We start from the raw sequence: 22,051 nt of genomic DNA on the forward strand, positions 1-22,051 counted from the left end.
GCGCCGTTCCTATGCAAGGCCCGCGCGACATTCCAGCGCCAAGCGGCCGTCAGGGGGCGGTATAGCCGCCATCGACCAGGTGATAGCTGCCGGTGATGAACGACGCGGCATCCGACAGCAGGAAGCAGGTCAGCGCCGACACTTCCTCGGACGTGCCCAGCCGCCCGATCGGGTGCAGGGCGGTCAGGCCGGCATAGCGGTCCTCGGGAAGCGCGGACAGAAGCGGCGTGTCGATGAAGCCCGGCCCGACCACGTTGATACGCACGCCGCGCTGGCCGTATTCGATGGCGGCGCTGCGCGTCAGGCCGATCAGCGCGTGCTTGGCCGCGACATAGGCGGCGCTTTCGGCGATGCCGACGCTGGACAGGATCGACCCCATGTTGACGATGGATCCGCCGCCCGATTCCTCGATCCGGGGCAGGGCGAAGCGCATGCCGTAGAAGACGCCGTTAAGGTTGATGTCGATGACCTGCCGCCAGCCGTCCAGCGGATACTCTCCGACGATGGCCTGCGGTCCGCCGATGCCCGCGTTGTTGACCAGGTGATGCAGCGCGCCGGTGCGATCCATCGCCAGCGCCACCATCTCCGCGACCGAATCGGCATCAGCCGTATCGACGCGGCACGACAGCGCGCCGTTGCCGATCTCGTCCGCGACGCTGCGCGCCTTGTCCGCGTCCAGATCCGCCGCAACGACCCGCGCGCCGCGCTGCGCCAGATCCCGCGCGATGGCGGCACCGATCCCCGATGCGGCGCCCGTGACGATGGCCGTCCGTCCGTCGAACTTGTGCATGTCGATACATCCCATGATTATGGCGGTCATGGCGCCAGCATGGGCACGGACGGCCGACCGGTCCTTGATCGCGATCAACCTTCAGCGGCGCATCACCTCCAGCACGGTTCCGGTGCGGCGATCCACGCGATAGATTTCGCGCCCGACGCGGTAATAAAGCCAGCCGTCGCGCGCCGGCGGCAGGCCGAGATATTCGGTGCCGGTGACGGTCATGTGACGGTCTGTCGGAAGCGTATCGCCCACCGCGAACGCCGTGGGCCGGGGCGGAACGCGCAGCCATTTGCCGGCCTTCCCCGACGAAAGCGGCGTCGCGCATCCGGCCCCGGTTGCCGCCGTCGCACAGGCGGCGGCAGGGACGGGCGGCGATGCCATCAGCGCCGCGAGCAGGATCGCCAAGGTCTTCGGCATCGTCATGGACGGGCAATCGCCGCCCCTGAGGTCGGGTTCCCTCAGGCGTCGAGATCCACCCAGACAGGAACGTGATCGCTGGGTTTTTCGCGCGCGCGCAGATCCTTCTCGATCCAGGCGGCTTGCAGAAGGTCCGCGGCCTGGGGCGTCAGCAGGTGGTGGTCGATGCGGATCCCGAGATTGCGGTCCCAGGCGCCGGCCTGATAGTCCCAGAAACTGTAATGCCCCGCGCCCGGGTCGACCGCGCGGAAGGCGTCGGTCAGTCCCAAATTGACCAGCCGCCGGAACGCATCGCGCGTCGCGGGAAGCCCCAGCGCGTCGTCGCGCCATGCCTCGGGCCGGGCCGCGTCGTCGTCCTGCGGGATCACGTTGTAATCGCCGCAGATCGTCGCCGGCTCCTCGGTTTGCAGGATGTCGTGAACGCGGGCCTGAAGGCGGGCCATCCATGCCAGCTTGTAGTCGTATTTCGGCCCCGGCGCCGGGTTGCCGTTGGGCAGATACAGCCCGCAGATCCGCACCGGCCGCGCGCCCATCGCCGTCGCCTCGATCCAGCGGGCCTGTTCGTCGTCGGGATCGCCCGGCAGGCCGCGGGTCACATCCTCCAGCGGCAGCCGCGACAGGATGGCGACGCCGTTGAAACCCTTCTGGCCATGCGTCTCGACGGTGTAGCCCAGATCCTCGATCTGTTCGCGCGGAAAGGCCTGATCGACCGACTTGATCTCTTGCAGGACGGCGACATCCGGCGCGCTGTCGCGCAGCCAGTCGGTCAGGACCGGAAGGCGGGCCTTGATGCCGTTGATGTTGAACGTCGCGATCTTCATGGCGTCTTGGTGACGGGGCAGGACGCGAAAGGCAAGGGACCGCGCCTGCCTTCATCTTTCTTCAAATACCCATGCGACGCCCGTTACGGGCACGCGGGTCACATGGAAAAGCTGGTTCCGCATCCGCAGGACGACGCGGCGTTCGGGTTGTCGATGACGAACCGCGCGCCGATCAGCTCGTCCGAAAAGTCGATCACCGCGCCCGCCAGAAACGGCAGCGACACGGAATCGACCAGGACCTTCTGGCCGTCCTTTTCCAGCACAAGGTCGTCGTCTTCGGGGGCGTCGAGCTTGATCTCGTATTGAAATCCCGAACAGCCGCCGCCCTCGACCGCGACACGCAGGGCCTGGCCCTGGGCGGCGGCGTCGATCTCGGCCAGACGCTCGAACGCGCGATCGGTGACTTTGGGGGGCAGGTTCATGGTGCGTTCCCGTATGACAGGCGGCACGGGGAATATATGGCTGGGGCCTTGCAACGACAAGTGAGGCGCCATGCAGGCGATCTATGCCGCGCGGCCCGAGGACAGCCGCGGGCGGCTTCATCCAGAGGAAGAAAGCGCCTTTCGCAGCGCCTTTCGCAGCGCCTTCCAGCGCGACCGCGACCGCATCATCCATTCCAGCGCGTTCCGGCGGCTCAAGCACAAGACGCAGGTCTTCGTCGAGCACGAGGGCGATTATTTCCGCACCCGGCTGACCCATTCGATCGAGGTCGCGCAGGTCGCCCGCACCGTTGCCGGCGTTCTGGGTCTCAACGGCGAGCTGACCGAGGCCGTCGCGCTGGCGCACGATCTGGGCCATCCGCCTTTCGGCCATACGGGCGAGGAAGCGCTGTCGGAGCTGATGGCGCCCTATGGCGGGTTCGATCACAACGCGCAGGCGATCCGCATCGTTACGTCGCTCGAACGCCATTATGCGGGATTCGACGGGCTGAACTTGACATGGGAGACGCTGGAGGGCATCGCCAAGCATAACGGCCCCGTCACCGGCACCGTGCCCTATGCCTTGGCCGAATATGATGCGCGGCACGATCTGGAACTGGGCAGCCATGCCAGCGCCGAGGCGCAGGTCGCCGCGCTGGCCGACGACATCGCCTATAACAACCACGACCTGCATGACGGTCTGCGGGCCGAGCTGTTCGGCACCGCCGATCTGGCCGCGCTGCCGGTCCTGGATGCCTGTTTCGCGCGTGTGGACGCCGAATGGCCGGACCTCGACCTTTACCGCCGGCGGCACGAGGCGCTGCGCCGCTTTTTCGGCGTGCTGGTCGAGGACGTGATCGGTTCCGCCCGCGCGGCGCTGGCCGATCTGAATCCGCGATCCCCGCAGGACATCAGAATGGCGGGGCATCCGGTTGTTCGCTTCTCGGACGACCTTTGGCGCGACTTGCAGACGATCCGGCAGTTCCTGTTCCAGCGGATGTATCGCGCGCCCAGCGTCGTGGTGATGCGCGAACGGGTGGGCGCCGTGGTGCGCGACCTCTTTCCGCTTTACATGGCGCGGCCCGACCTTCTGCCGCGACAATGGCGCCGGGATGTGGACGCGGCCGCGGACGAAACCGCGCTGGCGCGGATCGTTGCCGACTATATCGCGGGCATGACCGACAGGTTCGCGTTGCAACAGCACGACAGATTGCTGGGCTGAGGGTTGGCGGTCATTCGGGTCCGTGCTAATTGCCACCCGCCTGGGATAGGGGACACGAATGGCAACGGAACTGGCCGGCGCTCTCAGCCCGGTGACGGCGATCGCGCTTGTGGGCGCGCTGGGCGTCGGGTCGCAATGGCTGGCCTGGCGGCTGCGGATGCCGGCCATCGTGCTGATGCTGCTGGCGGGTCTGCTGGCGGGGCCGGTGACGGGCGTCTTCGACCCCGAACGCGATATCGGGCCGATCTACAAGCCGCTGATCTCGCTCGCCGTCGCGGTGATCCTGTTCGAGGGGGGTCTGACGCTGAACTTCCACACCCTGCGCGACGCGACGCAGGGGGTGCGGCGGCTGATCTTCATCGGCGCGCCGCTGGGATGGCTGACCAGTGCGCTGGCCCTGCGATGGGGCGCGGGGCTGAGCTGGGAATCCTCGGCCGTGTTCGGCGGCATCATGATCGTCACCGGCCCCACCGTTATCGCGCCGCTGCTGCGCACCGCACGCCTGTCGCGCCGCCCCGCCGCGTTGCTGCAATGGGAGGCGATCGCCAACGATCCGCTGGGCGCGCTGGCCGCCGTCCTGGCATTCGAGGCGGTGCTGGTGCTGCGCACCGCCGAGACGTGGTTCGAAGCCGCCGTCGATCTGGGGACGGGCATCGGCGTCGCGACGCTGATCGGCGCGGCGGGGGGCTATGGCGTGACCTGGGCCTATCGGCGCGCGCGGGTGCCCGAATTCATGAAGGTGCCGGTGCTGTTCGCGGTGCTGCTGGTCGTCTTCGCCGTCGCGAACGAGGTTCTGCACGAATCGGGCCTGCTGTCGGTGACGATCATGGGGATCGTCATCGCCAACGCCAACCTTCCCGCCTACGAGGAACTGCGCCGCTTCAAGGAACATGCGACGGTCCTGCTGGTCTCGGGGGTGTTCATCCTGCTGGCGGCGTCGCTGGATTTCTCGGCGCTGGCCGCTCTCGACTGGCGGGCGGCGCTGTTCGTGGCGGCGGTCGTGCTGATCGCGCGGCCCGTGACGGTGCTGGTCGCGCTGGCCAGCACGACGCTGCCCTGGAAGGAACGCGCGCTGGTGGCTTTCACCGGGCCGCGCGGCGTGGTGCTGGTCGCCGTGGCGGGCCTGTTCGGCGACCGTCTGCTGGGTCTGGGCGTCGCGGACGGCGCGCTGATCGGACCGCTGGCCTTCGTGCTGGTGGCGGCGACGGTAGTGTTGCACGGCTTCACGCTGGGCCCCTTCGCGCGGGCGATGGGGCTGCTAGCGGCGGAATCGCCGGGGGTGTTGATCGTCGGCGGCAATTACTGGTCGTCGGGGTTGGCCGAGGCGCTGAAGCGCGCCGATGTGGACGTGCTTGTCACCGACCCCAATCGCGGCCATCTGCGGCGCGCCCGCGATGCGGGTATCCCGACCTTCTTCGGCGACGTGCTGAGCGAGGCGGCCGAGTTGCGCATCGAGATCGCGGGCTTCAAGACCGTGATCGCCACCACCGACAACGACGCCTACAACACCCTGGTCGCCACCGAACTGGCGCCCGAATTCGGCCGCGAGAACATCTATCAGGTGGCACGGGAAAAGGCGGCCTTCGCGCGTCATGCGCTGCCCGCATCGCTGGGCGGGCGCAATTTCGCGGGCGAGGCGACCTATAACGAGCTGAACCGGCTGATGTGGAAGGGCTGGACCTTCCGCATCACCCGCCTGACCGAGGAATACGGCATGGCCGAATGGCGCGCGAAGCGGCCCGAGGCCAAGTTGCTGGGTTTCATCGACACGGACGGAGAGATTTTCTTCGTATCCGAGGACGACGAGGTGAAGACCGATCCGGGCGTTCGGCTGGTGTCGATGCTGCCGCCCGAGGAAGCGCAGCGCGACGATGCCGAAAAGAAGGCCGACCCCGCCAAGGAGGGCGATATCGTGCCCGACGACAAGGACAAGGCCGCCGCGACTGCCCCCGACGCGATGGCGGGAATCCCCGAAGGCCGGCCGGGCGGACGCCACATGCCGGGCTGAGGGCCGCGTTGACCCCGCAGGCAGGCGGGACTAGAGGACGGCCAGTTGCAGGATGGTCGCATGAACGTATTTTCGGAAATCCGTGGCGCTGTGCTGGCGGCGCTGGACGGCATGATGCAGGACGGCGACCTGCCGGCCGGGCTGACGCTGGACGCGGTCGCGGTCGAGCCGCCGCGCGACGCCGCGCATGGCGACATGGCCACGAACGCGGCGATGGTTCTGGCCAAGCCCGCCGGATCGCCGCCGCGCGCCATCGCCGAGGCGCTGGCCGCGCGCCTTTCGGACGATCCGCGCATCGCCGAGGTGCAGGTGGCGGGGCCCGGTTTCCTGAACCTGTCGCTGTCGCGCGATGTCTGGACGGGCATCGTCGCGCATATCCTGAGCGATCCCGATTTCGGCCGGTCGGATATGGGGCAGGGCGCGCGGGTCAACGTCGAGTTCGTCAGCACCAACCCGACCGGACCGCTGCATGTCGGCCATGTCCGCGGCGCCGTCTTCGGCGACGCGCTGGCATCGCTGCTGGACTTCGCCGGCTGGGATGTGACGCGCGAATACTACATCAACGATGGCGGCGCGCAGGTCGATGTGCTGGCGCGGTCGGTCTATCTGCGGTATTTGCAGGCGTTCGGCCGCGACGTGGATTTTCCCGAAGGCACCTATCCGGGCGATTACCTGGTCGAGGTCGGCCAGGCACTGAAGGACAAGGTCGGGGATATCTGGCTGGACCGGGACGAGGACGTGTGGCTGGCCGAGCTGCGGCAGTTCGCGACCGACGCGATGATGGATCTGATCCGCGCCGATCTGGCCGCGCTGGGCGTGACCATGGACCGTTTCTTTTCGGAAAAGTCGCTTTATGGATCGGGCCGGATCGAGGATGCGCTGGAGGCGCTGGACGAAAAGGGCCTGATCTATCGCGGCACGCTGGAGCCGCCTAAGGGCAAGCTGCCCGAGGACTGGGAGCCGCGCGAACAGACGCTGTTCCGGTCCACCGCGCATGGCGACGACGTGGATCGGCCCGTGCGCAAGTCCGACGGCGGCTGGACCTATTTCGCGCCCGACATCGCGTATCATTACGACAAGATCGAACGCGGCTTCGATCAGTTGATCGACGTGTTCGGGGCCGATCACGGCGGTTACGTCAAGCGGATGAAGGCCGCCGTCAGCGCGCTGTCGGACGGCGCCGTGCCGCTGGACGTGAAGCTGTGCCAGCTTGTGCGGCTTTACAAGAACGGCGAGCCCTTCAAGATGTCCAAGCGCGCCGGCAACTTCGTGACCTTGCGCGATGTGGTGGACGAGGTCGGGCCGGACGTGACGCGGTTCACCATGCTGACCCGCAAGAACGACGCGCCGCTGGATTTCGACTTCGCCAAGGCGGTCGAGCAGTCCAAGGACAACCCGGTTTTCTACGTCCAGTACGCCCATGCCCGCATCCGCAGCGTCATGCGCAAGGTCGGCGATCTGCAACCCGCCACGCCGGCGCTGGACGATCCGGCGGAACTGGCCGTGGCGCGCAAGCTGGCCGAATGGCCGCGTCTGGTCGAGATAGCGGCGCGCACGCACGAACCGCATCGCATCGCCTTCTATCTTTACGACCTTGCCAGCGAGTTTCACACCTTGTGGAACCGCGGCAACGAGGATCATGGTTTACGTTTCGTTCAGGAGGGTGACACCGAAGCCACAGCGGCCAAGATTGGCCTGCCGCTGGCCGTTTCCGTTGTCATCGCGGCCGGTTTGCGTATTCTTGGCGTGACCCCCGCCGAAGAAATGCGCTGATCTCGACATCGGTGCCGCGGCGGATACGGGTCCGGGCAGAAACGTTGAGGATCGTCGTGCGGCACCTGCCTTGGTGCGGCGGCGTCATGGGGCAAGAATGACCGAATTTGATTACGAGGCCGACGATGCGTTCGTCGCCAGCCAGACGGCGCGCGGGGGCCGGATGCAGCGGATGGCCAGCCTGTCCGGCGGCATCGTCTCGATCGCGCTGATTGCCGGTTTGGGCGTCTGGGGTTACAAGCTGATGGTGCGCGACGTGACGGGCATCCCGGTGATCCTGGCGCTGGAAGGTCCGGTGCGGATCCAGCCCGAGGATCCGGGCGGCGATCAGGCGGCGCATCAGGGTCTGGCCGTCAACGAAATTCCCGCCGTGGGCATCGCCGGCGCCACCGCCGAGGCCGTGCATCTGGCCCCGCCCGCGCCGCCGCTGGCCGACGACGATGTCGCGATGGGCGAGCTTGTGGCCGAAGCTGACGAAGTGCCGCCTGTCGAGATGCCGCTGTCCGACATCGCGCCCGAGTCGGTTTTGGGCGACCTGATCGAGGAAGGCATGGACGAGGGCATCGCCGAAGCGCCGTCGATCGTCGCGGAAATCATCCCCGCGCCCGAGGAGGCTGTGGAACCCGAGGTCGTGGAGATTGTCGAGGCCAAGCCCGAGGCGGACGACGCCACGGCCATCGACCGCGCCGTGGCCGAGGCGCTGGGCGCGACGCTGGATCTTGCGGATCTGGCCGAAGAAACGGCGGTGCCCCCGGCGGCCCTGGCCGTTCCGAGTGCTGCGATCCTCGAACGCTCGCCCCGGCCGATGATGCGGTCCTCGGCGGTGCGGGTGGCGGCGCTGTCGGGCGCGGGCATGGCGCAGGGCGTCCTTTCCGCCCCGCTGTCGGGCGCGGTCGAGGTCAGCCTGACCGAACTTCCGCCGGGCACCGGTCTGGCCCAGCTCGGCGCCTATCCCGACGAGGATACGGCGCGCGCGCAATGGGGTATGATCGGCAGCCGCTTCGAGGAGTATTTCGTCGGCAAGCGCCGGGTGATCCAGCGTGCCGAGTCGGGCGGTCAGGTCTTCTATCGCCTGCGTGCCGAAGGGTTCGCCGATCTGGCCGATGCCCGGCGGTTCTGTGCCGCGCTGCTGGCCGAACAGGCCGATTGCATCCCGGTCGAACTGCGCTGATCCCATGACCGGCGCGGCCTGTATCCTGGGATGCGCCGGGCCTCTCCTTTCGCGGGACGAGCGGGCCTTTTTTCGGGACGCGCGGCCCTGGGGCTTCATCCTTTTCGCGCGCAATGTCGCGGATCCGGCACAGCTGACCCGTCTGACCGCCGATCTGCGCGAGACCGTGGGTCGGGACGCGCCGGTGCTGGTCGATCAGGAGGGCGGCCGGGTGCAGCGGCTGCGTCCGCCCTATTGGCGCGACTGGCCAGCGCCGCTGGATGCTGCGGAAAGCGCCGCCGATCCCGTCCGCACGATGTGGCTGCGCGGCCGGCTGCTGGCGCACGAGTTGCGGGCGGTGGGGATCGACGCCAATTGCGCGCCCTGCTGCGACATCGCGCGGTTCGATACCCATCCGTTCCTGCGCAACCGCTGTCTGGGGACGGATGCCGACAGTGTTGCGGCACGTGCTTGTGCGATGGCCGAGGGGCTGCTGGCCGGCGGCGTTCTGCCGATCCTCAAGCACATTCCGGGCCATGGGCGCGCCACCGCCGACAGCCATCACGCGCTGCCGGTCGTGACGCTGGGTATTGATGCCTTGGCCGAGGATTTCGCCCCGTTTCGTGCCCTGCGCGACATGCCGATGGCGATGACCGCGCATGTCCGGTATGCCGCGCTCGACAATGCGCCCGGCACCGTGTCCGAACCCGTGATCGACCTTGTCCGCAACCGCATCGGGTTCGACGGTCTGCTGATGACCGACGATCTGTCGATGAACGCGCTGGGCGGGACCATCGCCGAAAGGGCCGCGCGCGCCATCGCCGCCGGTTGCGACATTGCCCTGCACTGCAACGGCGATAGGGCCGAAGCGGCGGCTTGCGTGGCGGGAGCCGGCGCGCTGTCGCCGGCGGCGACGCGCCGTGCCGATGCCGCGCTGGCCCGCCGCCAAAATTCGGCCGAGGTTGACATCGCCGCGCTCGAGGCCGAGCTTGCCGGGCATGGGCGCGCAAGGCCGGATGACCCCGATCGCTGAGGCGGATGCTTCCGAACGGCTGGCCGCCGAAGCGTTGATCGTCGATGTGGACGGCTGGGAAGGTCCGCTCGACCTGCTGCTGACGCTGGCGCGGTCGCAGAAGGTCGATCTGCGGCAGATCAGCGTTCTGGCCCTGGCGCGGCAATACCTCGATTTCGTCGAGACGGCGCGCGGCCTGCGGATCGAGCTTGCGGCGGATTATCTGGTGATGGCGGCCTGGCTGGCCTATCTCAAGTCCCGCCTGCTTTTGCCGCCCGACCCGAAAGAGGACGGTCCGTCCGGCGACGCGCTTGCCGCGCAGCTGGCGCTTCAGCTTCGCCGTCTGGAGGTGATGCGCGAGGCTGCGGCGCGGCTGATGGCGCGCGACAGGCTGGGGCGCGACGTATTCCCGCGCGGCGTCCCGCAGCCGCTGGAACGGGTCCGCCGGGTGCGCCGTACCGCGACGCTGCTGGAACTGCTGCAGGCTTATGCGCGCCTTCGCACGAAGGATGAGTTCCGTCCGTTGGTCATGGACCGCGAGGCGATGATGAGCATGGAGGAAGCGTTGGACAGGCTGCGCCCGATGACGCGGTTCGCCGGAACGTGGACGGACCTGTCCGCCTATCTGCCCCAAGGCTGGATCGGCGATCCGGCGCGGCGACGATCCGCGATGGCCAGCCACTTCGCCGCGTCGCTGGAACTGGCCAAGGCCGGCGCGATCAGCATAAGGCAGACCGCCGTCTTCGGCCCGGTCGAGATTCGGCGGCGCGGCGATGAATGAGCCTGCGCTTTTCCCTGCGCCGCCCCTGACCGAACAGGAACGGATGGTCGAAGCGATCCTGTTCGCCAGCGCGGCGCCGGTGACGGTGGCGGAACTCAACGCGCGGATGCCGCATGGCTGCGATGCGGCGGCGGCGCTGAAGTTGCTGGAACGCCGCTATGCAGGGCGCGGCGTGCGGCTGGTGCAGGTGGGGGCTGCCTGGGCCATGCGGACGGCGCCGGACCTCGGGCACCTCATGCGGCGCGAGACGGTCGAGACGCGTAGACTGGGCCGCGCTGCGATCGAGACGCTGGCCATCGTCGCCTATCACCAGCCCGTCACGCGCGCCGGGATCGAGCAGATCCGCGGCGTCAGCACCGGGCGGGGAACGCTGGATCAACTGCTGGAACTGGGCTGGATCAGGCTGGGGCCGCGGCGCGACACGCCCGGCCGTCCCGTGACCTTCGTGACGACGGACGGTTTTCTGGATCATTTCGGCCTGTCCTCGCCGCGCGATCTGCCGGGGCTGCGCGATCTGCGCGCGGCGGGATTGCTGGATCAGCCGCCGTCGGAGGAGCCTAGCAAGGTCCAGGACGGGCTGTTCGACGGCGATGCGATGCCATGAGGGATCCGCGCGCGTTCCTGACGGCGCTTTTCGATGCCGCGGTCAGGGCCGCCGATCCGGCGCGTGCGCTGGCGGCCCATCTGCCGGACCGGCCCGAGGGGCGCACCGTGGTCATCGGCGCGGGGAAGGGGGCCGCGCAGATGGCCGCGGCGTTCGAGGCGCTGTGGGACGGCCCGCTGACCGGCGTGGTCGCAACGCGCCACGGTCATGCCGTGCCGACCGACCGTATTCGGGTGATCGAGGCGGCGCATCCGGTGCCGGACGTGGCCGGTCTGTCGGCCAGCCGGGCGCTGGTCGATGCGGTGACGGGGCTGGGGCGCGACGATCTGGTGGTGGCGCTGATCTGCGGCGGCGGATCGTCGCTGCTGGCCGCACCTGCGCCAGGCCTGACGCTGGCGGACGAACAGGCGCTGAACGCCGTCCTTTTGTCTTCGGGCGCGCCCATCGGGGTGATGAACGCGGTGCGCAAGATGTGCAGCACGGTCAAGGGCGGGCGGCTGGCGGCCCTGGCCTGTCCCGCGCGCGTCGTCAGCCTGATCGTGTCGGACGTGCCGGGCGACGATCCCGCGCAGGTCGCCAGCGGTCCGACCGTGCCGGACGCCATCCGCCTTGCGGATGCGCGTGCGATGATCCGGGCGCGGGGACTGGCATTGCCGCCTGCGATCATGGCGCATCTGGACCGTGCCGAAGAACCGCCCTTGCCCGGCGATCCGGTCTTCGCGCGCAACGAGGTGCGCATCGTCGCATCGGCCCGCGTCTCGCTCGAGGCGGCGGCGCGCACGGCCGAGGCGCGTGGTATCCGGGCGGTCATCCTGTCGGACGCCATCGAGGGCGAGGCGCGGGACGTGGCGTTGGTCCATGCCGCGATCGCGCGAGAAGCGGCGTTGCGCGGCCGCCCTTTCGCTCCGCCGGTGGTCATGCTGTCGGGGGGCGAGACGACCGTGACACTGGGCGGGCAGACGGGGCGTGGCGGGCGGAACGGCACCTTCGCGCTGGCATTCGCGCTTGCCGTCGAGGGACAGGGCGGGATCGCGGCGCTGGCCGCCGATACCGACGGCATCGACGGGTCCGAGGACAATGCCGGCGCCTTCGTGGACGGTGGCAGCGCGGGACGGATGCGGGCGGCGGGGGTCGATCCTGCCCTTTGTCTTGCCGCGCACGATTCCTGGGCGGCGCATGACGCGGCGGGCGGGCTGTTCGTGACCGGGCCGACCGGAACCAACGTCAACGATTTCCGTGCGATCCTTGTCCGGGGGATGGATGATGCGTCGGCCTGACATCGAAAAGCTTTGTGGTTGATCGGTTTGCGGTCAGGATGTCGACACAAACGGCGATTCGACGCCGGACCGCGGAAAGCGGACGAACGGGGAGGACGACCATGAACGCGATCGCGAGGGGACTGAAGGTATCGACGGCAATCCTGGCGCTGACGGCGGGTATTGCCGCCGCGCAGGATGTCGAGGTGCTGCATTGGTGGACGGCGGGCGGCGAGGCTGCGGCGCTGAACGTGCTGAAGGAGGATCTGGCGGCGCAGGGCATCGGCTGGGAAGACATGCCGGTCGCGGGCGGCGGGGGCGAGCAGGCGATGACGGTGCTGCGGGCGCGCGTCACCTCGGGCAATTCGCCCACGGCCGTGCAGATGCTGGGCTTCGACATCACCGATTGGGCCAGGGAGGGCGCGCTGGCCAACCTCAACCCCGTGGCCGAGGAGAACGGCTGGGAACCTGTCGTGCCGGACGCGATCAAGGCGTTTTCCAAGTATGACGGCGAATGGATCGCCGCCCCCGTCAACGTCCATTCGACGAATTGGGTCTGGGCCAATGCCGACGTGCTGGAGGAGAACGGGATCGAGCAGCCCGAGACGTGGGACGAGTTCGTGACTGCGATGGAAACCCTGCAAGAGGCCGGCATCACGCCGCTGGCACATGGCGGCCAGCCCTGGCAGGACGCGACGCTGTTCGACGCGGTGGTGCTGTCGACGGGCGGCGGCGATTTCTACAAGGCGGCGCTGATCGACCTCGATCCCGAGGCGCTCAATTCCGATACGATGGTCGAAGCGTTCGAGCGGATGGCGACGCTGCGGGGATTCGTCGACGACAACTTCTCGGGGCGGGACTGGAACCTGGCTTCGGCCATGGTCATCAACGGCGAGGCCGGGTTCCAGATGATGGGGGACTGGGCCAAGGGCGAGTTTCTGGGCGCCGGAATGACCGAGGGGGAGGATTTCCTCTGCTTCCGGTTCCCCGGCACCCAGGGCAGCGTCACCTTCAATGCCGACCAGTTCGCCATGTTCGACCAGGGCGGCGAAGTCAGCCCCCAGCAGGCAGCATTCGCCCAGGCGGTCATGTCGCCCGAATTTCAGGTAGCGTTCAACGTGGTGAAGGGGTCAGTCCCCGCACGCACCGATGTCAGCGACGAGGAATTCGGCGCCTGCGGCAAGAAGGGCATGGCGGATCTGGCGCAGGCGGCCGCGGACGGCACGCTTTACGGGTCGATGGCGCATGGCTATGCGGTGCCGGCATCGGTGAAGAACGCGATCTTCGACGTGGTGACGGCGCATTTCAACGGCGAATTCGATGCGCAGACGGCGGCCGAGGAACTGGCCACGGCGGTCGAGATCGCCCAGTGACGGCCCGCGTCCCGGTCGCGATCCGGCCGGGCGCGGCCTTCCTCCCGCGTTTCTGCACATGAACGCGGCCCGGCACCGGCCCGACCGGCTGACCCGGCTTCAATCGCTGGTGCCGGGCCTGATGCTGGCGCCGTCAGCGGCGCTGGTTCTTCTGTTCGTCTACGGATTCATCCTGTTCACGATCTACCTGTCCTTCACCGACAGCCGCATCCTGCCCAGCTACGACTGGATCGGGCTCGAGAATTACTCCAAGCTGTTCCGGCTGTCGCACTGGACGACGGCGGTGGTTAATCTCGGTGTCTTCGCCGCGCTTTACATGGCGTTCTCGACGGCGATCGGGTTGATGCTGGCGATCTTCCTCGATCAGAAGATCCGCGGCGAAGGGGTGCTGCGGCCGATCTATCTGTATCCGATGGCGCTGTCCTTCATCGTCACGGGTACCGCGTGGAAGTGGTTTCTGGATCCGGGCATCGGACTGGAACACACCATGCATCTTTGGGGGTGGGAAAGCTTTCGCTTCGGCTGGATCAAGGACCGCGACTTCGCCATCTACACCGTGGTCATCGCGGCGGTCTGGCAGACCAGCGGTTTCGTCATGGCGATGTTCCTGGCGGGCCTGCGGGGCATCGACGGCGAGATCCTGAAAGCCGCGCAGATGGACGGCGCCAACAGCTGGAACCTCTATCGCCGGATCATCCTGCCGCAGCTGCGCCCGGCCTTCCTGTCGGCCTTCGTCATCCTGGCGCATCTCGCGGTCAAGTCCTATGACCTGGTGATCGCGCTGACGGGGGGCGGGCCGGGACGGGCGACCGAGCTGCCGGCGACGTTCATGTATTCGTATACGTTCAGCCGCAACCAGATGGGCATCGGCGCGGCGTCGGCTGTCATCATGTTGATGACCATCGCGGCGATCATGGTGCCCTATCTTTACGCCGAACTGCGCGAGAAGAAGGCATGACCGTCGAAGGCGCCAGCCGCACCGGCCATGCGGCCCGCGCGCTGATCTATCTGGTGCTGCTGCTGTTCGCGCTGTTCTACTTGCTGCCCTTCGGCATCATGGTGATCAACTCGCTCAAGCCGCTGTCCGAGATCACCGGCGGCAACATGATGGCGCTGCCCCGGACCTGGACGCTGGAGCCCTGGCGCGCCGCCTGGTCCACCGCGCAGATCGGCGTCTCGCCCACCGGGCTGGCGCCCTATTTCTGGAACTCGATCAAAATGGCGGTGCCCGCGGTGGCGCTGTCCACGATCTTCGGGGCGGTAAACGGCTATGTGCTGACCAAGTGGCGGTTCAGGGGCGATACGCTGATCTTCGGGTTGATGCTGTTTTCGTGCTTCATCCCGTTCCAGATCGTGCTGATCCCGATGGCACGGTCGCTGGGGATCCTCGGGCTGGCCGGGACGACGCCGGGGCTGGTGCTGGTGCATTTCGTCTATGGCATCGGTTTCACAACACTGTATTTCCGTAACTATTACGCCGCCTTCCCGACCGAACTGGTGCGCGCCGCGATGATCGACGGCGCGGGGTTCTTCCGCATCTTCTGGCGCATCCTGCTGCCGTCATCGGGCCCGATCATCGCGGTCAGCGTCATCTGGCAGATCACCAACATCTGGAACGACTTCCTGTTCGGGACCAGTTTCGCCGACTTCGACAGCCAGCCGGTGACGGTGGCGCTGAACAACCTGGTCAATTCCTCCACCGGGGTGAAGGAATACAACGTGCATTTCGCCGGGGCGATCTATGCCGCGCTGCCGACGCTGCTGGTCTATGTCGTCGCCGGGCGGTACTTCGTGCGCGGGCTGATGTCCGGTTCGGTCAAGGGATAGGGCATGGGCTTTCTGAGCATCGACAACGTCACCAAGTCCTATGGCGCGGTCCGTGTTCTGCACGGCGTGGATATCGAGGTGGAGGAGGGCGAGTTTCTGGTCCTCGTCGGCCCGTCGGGCTGCGGCAAGTCCACGCTGCTCAACATGATCGCGGGGCTCGAGGAGATCAGTTCGGGCGAGATCCGCATCCGCGACAGGGTGATGAACGGCGTCCATCCCAGCCGCCGCAACATCGCGATGGTGTTCCAATCCTACGCGCTTTACCCCAACATGAGCGTGGCGAAGAACATCACCTTCGGGCTGGAAATGCACGGCACCCCCAAGGACCAGCGCGAGGCGGCGCTGGCGCGGGTCGCCGGGATGCTTCAGATCGAAAACCTGCTGGATCGCAAGCCGGCGGCTTTGTCGGGCGGCCAGAGGCAGCGTGTGGCGATGGGGCGGGCGCTGGTGCGCGACCCGGACGTGTTCCTGTTCGACGAACCGCTGTCGAACCTCGACGCCAAGCTGCGCGTCGATATGCGAACCGAGATCAAGAAGCTGCATGCGCGGCTGGGCACCACCATCGTCTATGTCACCCATGACCAGATCGAGGCGATGACCCTGTCCACCCGCATTGCGGTGATGAGCGGCGGGCATATCCAGCAACTGGGCACCCCGCGCCAGATCTACGACGATCCGGCCAACATCTTCGTCGCCGCCTTCATGGGGTCGCCGTCGATGAACCTTCTGCCGGCGCGGCTGCATGTCTCGGGGCAGGGTGCGGTGGCCGAGATCGCGGATGCCGAGGGCGCGCCGCTGCGACTGCCCGTGCGCGGGAACTTCGCAGGATGGGACGGCCGGGCGGTCGTTCTGGGCATCCGGCCCGAGGCGCTGACCGATCCGGGCGGGGCGGACCGCGCGGCGCGCGACGTGGTGGCGCTGCGCAATCGCATCGACGTGACCGAACCCGCCGGCGCCGACACTTTCGTCACAACGACATTGGCGGGCCGCGATGTGATCGGGCGCCTGCGCGCCGATGCCGAGGTTCGCGCGGGCCAGATTGCCGATCTGGCGGTGAACATGGACAAGGCGGTGCTGTTCGATCCCGAAACCGAACTGCGGATCGGCTGACCTAGTAGAACTGCTTGCCCAGCTTCAGCCGCTGACCCTGATAATTCGACTTCAGCGCCGCCCCGTAAAGCGCATCGGGCCGTTCAGTCATGCGTTCGTAGACCAGACGGCCGACGATCTGGCCGTGTTCCAGCACGAACGGCGCTTCGTGACAGCGCACTTCCAGCACGCCGCGCGATCCGGTGCCGCCCGCTGCCGAATGACCGAAGCCCGGATCGAAAAAGCCTGCATAGTGAACGCGAAATTCGCCCGCGACTGCCAGATAGGGGGCCATTTCCGCCGCATGATCGGGCGGTATCGTGACTGATTCGCGGCTGACGAGGATATAGAACGCCCCCGGATCGAGGATCAGCCTTTCGCGGTCCGCAGGCAGCGCGTCCCAGAAATCGGCCGCCTTATAGGCGCCGATCCGGCCCAGATCGACGACGCCCGTATGCGGCCGCGCGCGATAGCCGACAGGGCCATCGCGCGGCGCCAGATCGACGGAAAACCCCAGACCGTCCTCGATCACCGGCGCGGTATCGACCAGTCCTTCGGCATCGTGCAGCGCGCGCAGCTCGCTATCGTCCAGAACCGCGCTGCCGCGTCGGAAACGGATCTGGTTCAGCGCCATGCCCGGTCGCACGAGCACCGAAAAGGACCGGGGGCAGATCTCGGCATAAAGCGGGCCGCGATAGCCGGGCGGAACGCGGTCGAACTCGGTCCCGCCATCGGTGATCGTCCGCGTCAGCAGATCCAGCCGCCCGGTCGAGGATTTGGCGTTGGCCACCGCGCGCAGATCGCCGGGCAGATCGAGCCGTTCCTGCAGGGGCACGACATAGACGCAGCCCTTTTCCAGCACCGCGCCGGACTCGAGGTCGATTTGGTGCATGGAAAATTCACGCAACCTGTCCGTCACTGCCTGCCCGCCTCCGGCAAGAAACGATGCGCGCACGCGATAGGCGCAGCTTCCCAGCCGCAGGTCGAGCGATGCGGGCTGGATCTGCGTGTCGGTGATGGGGGGGTCGGCGGCGATGCTGCCGTCAGCGACAAGGGAACGGATCGCCTGACACGGCAGGACGCCGGCGTTCACGGATGCCTCGGGGAAGGCAATCGGTCGTTGGTCGGGCTAGCAGGACTTGAACCTGCGACCTTCCGTCCCCCAGACGGACGCGCTACCAGGCTGCGCCATAGCCCGACTGCCGCTGCTTTTAGCGAACCTGCCGGCAGTGGCAAGCCCGGATCGACCCGGCGCGCGGCTGCGGTCATTGCGGGGCGTCCCGCAGCATTGCCCGCTCCAAAGCGCGTGCCCGGTCGAGCGTCCGTTCCAACAGGTCTGACGATGCGCACCGATCCTGCTTGCGCAGTCGCAGCAGTGCGGCGATCGGGAGGGGTCGCTCGGGGTGCGGCGCCGGGCCTGCATCGGACGGCCCCCTGGCGTTGTCGAACGTCCGTGTCCTTTCGCCGGATCGCGTCGGCCCGACGGCCGGGCGGACATGCAGATGCACCACGCTGTCGCCGTCCTGGTCTGGAATGGGCCGTCCATCGACACCGTCGAGGGCAGGCGACAGGGACGCCACGCGCCGGACGCCTTCCTCGCGCAACAGCTTCTGAACACCCCGAATGGTCAGGCCGTCATCGTGCAGCAGCCGCTTGATCCCGCCAAGCAGCTCCATGTCGGCGGGCCGGTAATAGCGGCGTCCCCCCGCGCGCTTGACCGGCTTGATCTGCGTGAACCGCGATTCCCAGAAGCGCAGGACATGGGTGGGCACGTCCAGCCATTCGGCAACCTCGCTTATGGTGCGGAACGCTTCGGGGGATTTCGCCATTCCGCTAGCGCTTGTTACCGCCGGCCACGCGATCCTTCATCAAATGCGACGGACGGAATGTCAGCACACGGCGGGGGTGTATCGGCACCTCTTCGCCGGTCTTGGGATTGCGACCGATCCGGGCGGCCTTTTCGCGGACCGAGAATGTTCCGAAAGACGAAATCTTGACCGTTTCGCCATTCGCCAATGCGTCCGACACGTGCATCAGAACCGATTCGACCAGTTGGGCGGATTCGTTGCGGCTGAGGCCCACCTCGCCATGGACGGCCTCGCTCAGATCCATGCGTGTAAGTGTCTTGCCCGCCATTGCCGTCCCCCAATGAACTTTACTATCCCGAAAAGATGCAGGCCGACGATTTCAATGTCAATGTCAATGGTTTGTCGGTCCTAGCGCAAGCAATGGATGAGCGGGCGTCAGCCTGTCACCAACGCAGGACGACCGATCCCCAGGCCAGCCCGCCGCCGATCGCCTCGGTTACGACGATCTGGCCGGGGCGGATCTGGCCGCGCGCCTTGGCCACCGACAGCGCCAGCGGGATCGACGCGGCCGAGGTATTGCCGTGATCCTGGACCGTGACGACGACACGGTCCATCCCCACCCCCATGCGCTGCGCGGTGGCACGGATGATCCGCAGGTTCGCCTGATGCGGCACGATCCAGTCCACATCTTCGGCGCCCAACCCCGCCTTGCCCAGTGCCGCATGCGCGGTCGCGGCCAGCTTCTCGACCGCGTGGCGAAAGACCTCGCGCCCCTCCATCCGCAGATGGCCGGTGCTTTGGGTCGAAACGCCGCCATCCACATAAAGGATGTCGCGGTGGCGTCCGTCGCTGTTCAGATCGACGGCGAGGATGCCGCGATCCGTGTCGTCGGCCGCCTCCAGCACCAAGGCGCCGGCCCCGTCCCCGAAAAGGACGCAGGTGCCGCGGTCGGTCCAGTCGAGGATCCGGCTGAAGGTTTCAGCGCCGATCACCAGGATCCGGCGCGCCTGTCCGCTGGCGATCAGCGCATTGGCGGTGGACAGCGCATAGACGAATCCTGCGCAGACCGCCTGGATGTCGAAAGCGAACCCATGCGTCAGCCCGAGGGCGGATTGCACCATCGTCGCCGCGCTGGGAAAGGTCAGGTCCGGGGTCGAGGTGGCGACGATGATGGCGTCGATGTCGTCGGCCGCCAGTCCCGCATCGGCCAGCGCCGCCTGCGCCGCCCGCGCCGCGAGGTCCGAGGTGGTCTGCCCGTCCGCCGCGAAGTGACGGCGTTCGATCCCGGTGCGCGACCGGATCCAGTCGTCGGTCGTATCGAGCCGCTGCTCGAATTCGGCATTCTCGACCACGCGCTCGGGCAGGTAATGGCCGACGCCCGCCACGACGGCGCGGGGCAGGGACAAAGCGTTCATGCCGCGCCTCCGATCCGGTTGTCGGAACCGTCTTCGGCGCGCATGGCATTGGCCGCCGCGACCCGCGCCGCGACGCGGTCGTTGAACCCCGATTCCGCCAGACGGAATGCCAGCTTGATCGCCGCCGAAATGCCGGTCGCGTCGGCCGAGCCATGGCTTTTCACCACCGTTCCGCTAAGACCCAGGAATACGCCGCCATTGACCTGCCTCGGGTCGATCCGCTTTTGCAGCCGGCGCAGCGATGTCAGCGCCAGCACGGCGGCAAGCCGCGACAGCGACGAATAGCGGAAGGCCTGTCCCAGAAGGTCGCGGATCAGCGTGGCGGTGCCTTCGCCGGTCTTCAGCGCCACGTTGCCGGTAAATCCGTCGGTCACGATCACATCCACCCGGTCGCTGGGAATGTCGCCGCCTTCGACGAAGCCCACGAAATCGAAATTGGCACGCGGGGCGATGCGCGCGATCAGGTCGTGCGCGACCTTCAATTCGGCGCGGCCCTTATGCTCCTCGGTGCCGACATTCAGCAGCCCGACGCGCGGCCTGTCCAGCCCAAGCCCGGCCTTCGCATAGGATGCCCCCATCAGCGCGTATTGCAGCAGATCGTCCTGATCGGCGCGGATGTCGGCGCCCACGTCCAGCATGACGTTGAAGCCCCCCGCGTTGCGCGATGGCCAGAGGCAGGCAATGGCGGGGCGATTGACCCCCTCGATCCGGCGCAGACGGATGGTGCTGATCGCCATCAGCGCGCCGGTATTCCCGCAACTGACCGCGACCGAAGCCTCGCCCGCGCGGACGGCCTCGACGCAGGACCACATCGACGTGTCCTTGCCCTTGCGCAGCACCTGGCTGGGTTTGTCGGTCATCGCGACGATGCCGGGCGCATCGCGGATCTCTGTCCGGTCGGACAGCCCGGCGCGGTCGATCAACGGACGCAGTTCCGATGCCGGGCCGTGCAGGATGAAGGCGACGCCGCGGTTCTTGTCCGCGGCCTTCGCCATTCCCGCCACCACGGCCGCGGCGCCCTTGTCGCCGCCCATCGCATCCACCGACAGGACGACGCGGTCGGGCCCGGAACCGGCAGTCGGGGTCATCGCGCCCTCCGGCGAAAAGCCTTCAGGCCGCGTCGTCGTCGAGGTCGATTTCGTCGGTCTGCGCCACGACTTCACGTTCGGCATAGTGGCCGCAAGCGCCGCAGACATGGTGCGGACGTTTCAGTTCGCCGCAATTGGGACATTCGGCCGGGTTGGCGGGCGTCAGTGCGTCATGGGCACGGCGCATGTTGCGGCGCGACCGGGTAACTTTGTTCTGCGGGACAGCCATGATGTGACCTTGCTTGTGGACGGGCCGCTGGCCCGATCTAGTGGGCGGGCCGCTGGCCCGAGGGATCAAGGGCCGCGGCCCTGCGGAAGATGCAGGCCAGGGCCTGGGGTATCGGTGTGGCGCGGCAATACGCCCCCCGGCCCGAGGGTTCAAGCCCGCCGGTCCAGACGCGTCACATATCGCCCCGTGCCGATGCTGGCAAGTCGCGCGGGCCTGTATTACGCACGGCCGGAAACCCTTTGCAAGGCTGCCCCCATGCCGCTGATCTTCGACCCCCCGTCGCCGCCCACCCTGCCTGTCGAGGGGCTGGGCGATCTGCCCGTCGGGCGCATTTTCTGCGTCGGGCGCAACTATGCCGCCCATGCCGCCGAGATGGGCAACGAGGTGGACCGCGACGCCCCGTTCTATTTCACCAAGTCGCCATCCAGCGTCCTGCGCACCGGACGGACGCTGCCCTATCCGCCGGGAACGCAGGATCTGCACCACGAGGTCGAGCTGGTCGTTGCCATCGGCGCGCCGGTCTTCAAGGGGCTGGGCGGCAAGGACGCGGTGCTGGCCTATGGTGTCGGGCTGGACATGACGCGCCGCGATCTTCAGGCAGCCGCCAAGGAAGGGCGCAAACCTTGGGATCTGGGCAAGGATTTCGAAGGGTCGGCCGTGCTGGCGCCGATGGTCCCCGCCTCCGAGGTCGTGGGCATCGGCGGCCAGATGATCACGCTGTCGGTCAACGGGCAGGAAAGGCAATCGGCCCTTCTGTCCGACATGGTCTGGTCCGTTTCGGATATCGTCGATCACCTGTCGCAGTTCTATCGTCTGCGGCCGGGTGATCTGATCATGACGGGAACGCCGGCGGGCGTCGGCGCCGTCATTCCGGGCGACCGTCTGGAGGGCCGGATCGAGGGGCTGCCGCCCGTCACGGTCGAGATCGGCGCGCCCGAGTGACCGAAAACCGGGCGGGACAGACAACGGACAGGCGCT

The 22,051-nt window shown here is 67.5% G+C and carries 23 protein-coding genes and 1 tRNA gene; 13 read left to right on the forward strand and 11 right to left on the reverse strand.

Annotation, left to right across the window (positions count from 1 at the left end; translation table 11 throughout):
- Positions 1-49: 49 nt before the first annotated feature.
- The 4 genes from OCGS_RS03135 to OCGS_RS03150 all read right to left on the reverse strand — a co-directional run bounded on the left by OCGS_RS03135 (position 50) and on the right by OCGS_RS03150 (position 2,441).
- Positions 50-820: an SDR family NAD(P)-dependent oxidoreductase gene (locus OCGS_RS03135; protein ID WP_238538210.1), complete on the reverse strand. Its 771-nt coding sequence runs from the start codon at positions 818-820 to the stop codon at positions 50-52.
- Positions 821-871: 51 nt separating this feature from the next.
- A complete protein-coding gene (locus OCGS_RS03140) occupies positions 872-1,204 on the reverse strand; it encodes a hypothetical protein (protein ID WP_007425781.1) in 333 nt (110 codons plus the stop codon).
- Between the two features lie 35 nt (positions 1,205-1,239).
- A complete protein-coding gene (gene xth / locus OCGS_RS03145) occupies positions 1,240-2,019 on the reverse strand; it encodes an exodeoxyribonuclease III (protein WP_007425782.1) in 780 nt (259 codons plus the stop codon).
- A 98-nt stretch (positions 2,020-2,117) separates the two neighbouring features.
- The gene (locus tag OCGS_RS03150) at positions 2,118-2,441 is read right to left on the reverse strand and encodes a HesB/IscA family protein (protein WP_007425783.1); all 324 of its coding nucleotides are present in this window, start codon (positions 2,439-2,441) and stop codon (positions 2,118-2,120) included.
- Positions 2,442-2,511: 70 nt separating this feature from the next.
- Here OCGS_RS03150 and OCGS_RS03155 point away from each other — a divergent pair, with 70 nt between their 5' ends.
- From OCGS_RS03155 to OCGS_RS03210, 12 genes are all read left to right on the forward strand, one after another.
- Positions 2,512-3,660 (forward strand): deoxyguanosinetriphosphate triphosphohydrolase, encoded by a 1,149-nt coding sequence (locus OCGS_RS03155; RefSeq protein ID WP_007425784.1) that lies wholly within the window; start codon positions 2,512-2,514, stop codon positions 3,658-3,660.
- A 58-nt stretch (positions 3,661-3,718) separates the two neighbouring features.
- A complete protein-coding gene (locus OCGS_RS03160; RefSeq protein WP_007425785.1) occupies positions 3,719-5,668 on the forward strand; it encodes a cation:proton antiporter in 1,950 nt (649 codons plus the stop codon).
- A 60-nt stretch (positions 5,669-5,728) separates the two neighbouring features.
- Complete coding sequence (gene argS / locus OCGS_RS03165) at positions 5,729-7,441, forward strand: arginine--tRNA ligase (protein WP_007425786.1); 1,713 nt, start codon at positions 5,729-5,731, stop codon at positions 7,439-7,441.
- 97 nt (positions 7,442-7,538) lie between these two features.
- On the forward strand, positions 7,539-8,612 hold the full coding sequence (locus OCGS_RS03170) for an SPOR domain-containing protein (protein ID WP_007425787.1): 1,074 nt from the start codon (positions 7,539-7,541) through the stop codon (positions 8,610-8,612).
- A gap of 4 nt (positions 8,613-8,616) precedes the next feature.
- Positions 8,617-9,624 (forward strand): glycoside hydrolase family 3 N-terminal domain-containing protein, encoded by a 1,008-nt coding sequence (locus OCGS_RS03175; RefSeq protein ID WP_007425788.1) that lies wholly within the window; start codon positions 8,617-8,619, stop codon positions 9,622-9,624.
- A complete protein-coding gene (locus OCGS_RS03180; protein ID WP_007425789.1) occupies positions 9,608-10,384 on the forward strand; it encodes a segregation and condensation protein A in 777 nt (258 codons plus the stop codon). The genes OCGS_RS03175 and OCGS_RS03180 overlap by 17 nt, the downstream gene beginning before the upstream one ends.
- Complete coding sequence (gene scpB, locus OCGS_RS03185; RefSeq protein ID WP_007425790.1) at positions 10,377-10,988, forward strand: SMC-Scp complex subunit ScpB; 612 nt, start codon at positions 10,377-10,379, stop codon at positions 10,986-10,988. Before OCGS_RS03180 ends, scpB begins: the two co-directional genes overlap by 8 nt.
- Positions 10,985-12,265 (forward strand): glycerate kinase type-2 family protein, encoded by a 1,281-nt coding sequence (locus OCGS_RS03190; RefSeq protein ID WP_007425791.1) that lies wholly within the window; start codon positions 10,985-10,987, stop codon positions 12,263-12,265. The genes scpB and OCGS_RS03190 overlap by 4 nt, the downstream gene beginning before the upstream one ends.
- Positions 12,266-12,366: 101 nt before the next feature.
- Positions 12,367-13,617: an ABC transporter substrate-binding protein gene (locus tag OCGS_RS03195; RefSeq protein ID WP_007425792.1), complete on the forward strand. Its 1,251-nt coding sequence runs from the start codon at positions 12,367-12,369 to the stop codon at positions 13,615-13,617.
- Between the two features lie 58 nt (positions 13,618-13,675).
- Positions 13,676-14,575, forward strand: coding sequence for a carbohydrate ABC transporter permease (locus OCGS_RS03200; protein ID WP_007425793.1), 900 nt, complete (start codon positions 13,676-13,678; stop codon positions 14,573-14,575).
- Complete coding sequence (locus OCGS_RS03205) at positions 14,572-15,444, forward strand: carbohydrate ABC transporter permease (RefSeq protein WP_007425794.1); 873 nt, start codon at positions 14,572-14,574, stop codon at positions 15,442-15,444. Before OCGS_RS03200 ends, OCGS_RS03205 begins: the two co-directional genes overlap by 4 nt.
- A gap of 3 nt (positions 15,445-15,447) precedes the next feature.
- Positions 15,448-16,554 (forward strand): ABC transporter ATP-binding protein, encoded by a 1,107-nt coding sequence (locus tag OCGS_RS03210; protein ID WP_007425795.1) that lies wholly within the window; start codon positions 15,448-15,450, stop codon positions 16,552-16,554.
- Between the two features lies 1 nt (position 16,555).
- Here the strand turns inward: OCGS_RS03210 and OCGS_RS03215 are convergent, their stop codons facing one another.
- The 7 genes from OCGS_RS03215 to rpmF form a co-directional block, all read right to left on the reverse strand.
- A complete protein-coding gene (locus OCGS_RS03215) occupies positions 16,556-17,626 on the reverse strand; it encodes a 2'-deoxycytidine 5'-triphosphate deaminase (protein WP_007425796.1) in 1,071 nt (356 codons plus the stop codon).
- Positions 17,627-17,654: 28 nt separating this feature from the next.
- Positions 17,655-17,731 (reverse strand) — tRNA-Pro (locus tag OCGS_RS03220).
- A gap of 67 nt (positions 17,732-17,798) precedes the next feature.
- Positions 17,799-18,362, reverse strand: a complete 564-nt coding sequence (locus OCGS_RS15390) for a MerR family transcriptional regulator (RefSeq protein WP_007425797.1) — start codon at positions 18,360-18,362, stop codon at positions 17,799-17,801.
- 4 nt (positions 18,363-18,366) lie between these two features.
- Positions 18,367-18,669 carry an integration host factor subunit alpha gene (ihfA, locus tag OCGS_RS03230; protein ID WP_007425798.1) on the reverse strand — a complete coding sequence of 101 codons (303 nt, stop codon included), beginning with the start codon at positions 18,667-18,669 and terminating at the stop codon, positions 18,367-18,369.
- 115 nt (positions 18,670-18,784) lie between these two features.
- Positions 18,785-19,756, reverse strand: a complete 972-nt coding sequence (locus OCGS_RS03235) for a beta-ketoacyl-ACP synthase III (protein WP_007425799.1) — start codon at positions 19,754-19,756, stop codon at positions 18,785-18,787.
- A complete protein-coding gene (gene plsX / locus OCGS_RS03240) occupies positions 19,753-20,844 on the reverse strand; it encodes a phosphate acyltransferase PlsX (protein WP_007425800.1) in 1,092 nt (363 codons plus the stop codon). Before plsX ends, OCGS_RS03235 begins: the two co-directional genes overlap by 4 nt.
- Positions 20,845-20,866: 22 nt before the next feature.
- A complete protein-coding gene (gene rpmF / locus OCGS_RS03245) occupies positions 20,867-21,073 on the reverse strand; it encodes a 50S ribosomal protein L32 (protein WP_007425801.1) in 207 nt (68 codons plus the stop codon).
- Between the two features lie 255 nt (positions 21,074-21,328).
- On the opposite strand from rpmF, the gene OCGS_RS03250 reads away from it, so the two are divergent.
- Positions 21,329-22,015, forward strand: coding sequence for a fumarylacetoacetate hydrolase family protein (locus tag OCGS_RS03250; RefSeq protein WP_007425802.1), 687 nt, complete (start codon positions 21,329-21,331; stop codon positions 22,013-22,015).
- Positions 22,016-22,051: the final 36 nt, after the last annotated feature.

It is taken from the genome of Oceaniovalibus guishaninsula JLT2003 (assembly GCF_000299575.1).
Lineage (GTDB): Bacteria > Pseudomonadota > Alphaproteobacteria > Rhodobacterales > Rhodobacteraceae > Palleronia > Palleronia guishaninsula.

Bases quoted from the DNA above. Each gene is read 5' to 3' on its own strand.
- OCGS_RS03170 (WP_007425787.1), top strand. From the start codon at position 7,539: ATGACCGAATTTGATTACGAGGCCGACGATGCGTTCGTCGCCAGCCAG.
- OCGS_RS03190 (WP_007425791.1), top strand. From the start codon at position 10,985: ATGAGGGATCCGCGCGCGTTCCTGACGGCGCTTTTCGATGCCGCGGTC.
- OCGS_RS03205 (WP_007425794.1), top strand. From the start codon at position 14,572: ATGACCGTCGAAGGCGCCAGCCGCACCGGCCATGCGGCCCGCGCGCTG.
- OCGS_RS15390 (WP_007425797.1), bottom strand. From the start codon at position 18,362: ATGGCGAAATCCCCCGAAGCGTTCCGCACCATAAGCGAGGTTGCCGAA.
- OCGS_RS03140 (WP_007425781.1), bottom strand. From the start codon at position 1,204: ATGACGATGCCGAAGACCTTGGCGATCCTGCTCGCGGCGCTGATGGCA.
- scpB (WP_007425790.1), top strand. From the start codon at position 10,377: ATGAATGAGCCTGCGCTTTTCCCTGCGCCGCCCCTGACCGAACAGGAA.
- rpmF (WP_007425801.1), bottom strand. From the start codon at position 21,073: ATGGCTGTCCCGCAGAACAAAGTTACCCGGTCGCGCCGCAACATGCGC.
- OCGS_RS03210 (WP_007425795.1), top strand. From the start codon at position 15,448: ATGGGCTTTCTGAGCATCGACAACGTCACCAAGTCCTATGGCGCGGTC.
- OCGS_RS03155 (WP_007425784.1), top strand. From the start codon at position 2,512: ATGCAGGCGATCTATGCCGCGCGGCCCGAGGACAGCCGCGGGCGGCTT.
- argS (WP_007425786.1), top strand. From the start codon at position 5,729: ATGAACGTATTTTCGGAAATCCGTGGCGCTGTGCTGGCGGCGCTGGAC.
- ihfA (WP_007425798.1), bottom strand. From the start codon at position 18,669: ATGGCGGGCAAGACACTTACACGCATGGATCTGAGCGAGGCCGTCCAT.
- OCGS_RS03195 (WP_007425792.1), top strand. From the start codon at position 12,367: ATGAACGCGATCGCGAGGGGACTGAAGGTATCGACGGCAATCCTGGCG.
- OCGS_RS03160 (WP_007425785.1), top strand. From the start codon at position 3,719: ATGGCAACGGAACTGGCCGGCGCTCTCAGCCCGGTGACGGCGATCGCG.
- OCGS_RS03135 (WP_238538210.1), bottom strand. From the start codon at position 820: ATGACCGCCATAATCATGGGATGTATCGACATGCACAAGTTCGACGGA.
- OCGS_RS03175 (WP_007425788.1), top strand. From the start codon at position 8,617: ATGACCGGCGCGGCCTGTATCCTGGGATGCGCCGGGCCTCTCCTTTCG.
- OCGS_RS03235 (WP_007425799.1), bottom strand. From the start codon at position 19,756: ATGAACGCTTTGTCCCTGCCCCGCGCCGTCGTGGCGGGCGTCGGCCAT.
- OCGS_RS03150 (WP_007425783.1), bottom strand. From the start codon at position 2,441: ATGAACCTGCCCCCCAAAGTCACCGATCGCGCGTTCGAGCGTCTGGCC.
- OCGS_RS03250 (WP_007425802.1), top strand. From the start codon at position 21,329: ATGCCGCTGATCTTCGACCCCCCGTCGCCGCCCACCCTGCCTGTCGAG.
- plsX (WP_007425800.1), bottom strand. From the start codon at position 20,844: ATGACCCCGACTGCCGGTTCCGGGCCCGACCGCGTCGTCCTGTCGGTG.
- OCGS_RS03200 (WP_007425793.1), top strand. From the start codon at position 13,676: ATGAACGCGGCCCGGCACCGGCCCGACCGGCTGACCCGGCTTCAATCG.
- xth (WP_007425782.1), bottom strand. From the start codon at position 2,019: ATGAAGATCGCGACGTTCAACATCAACGGCATCAAGGCCCGCCTTCCG.
- OCGS_RS03180 (WP_007425789.1), top strand. From the start codon at position 9,608: ATGACCCCGATCGCTGAGGCGGATGCTTCCGAACGGCTGGCCGCCGAA.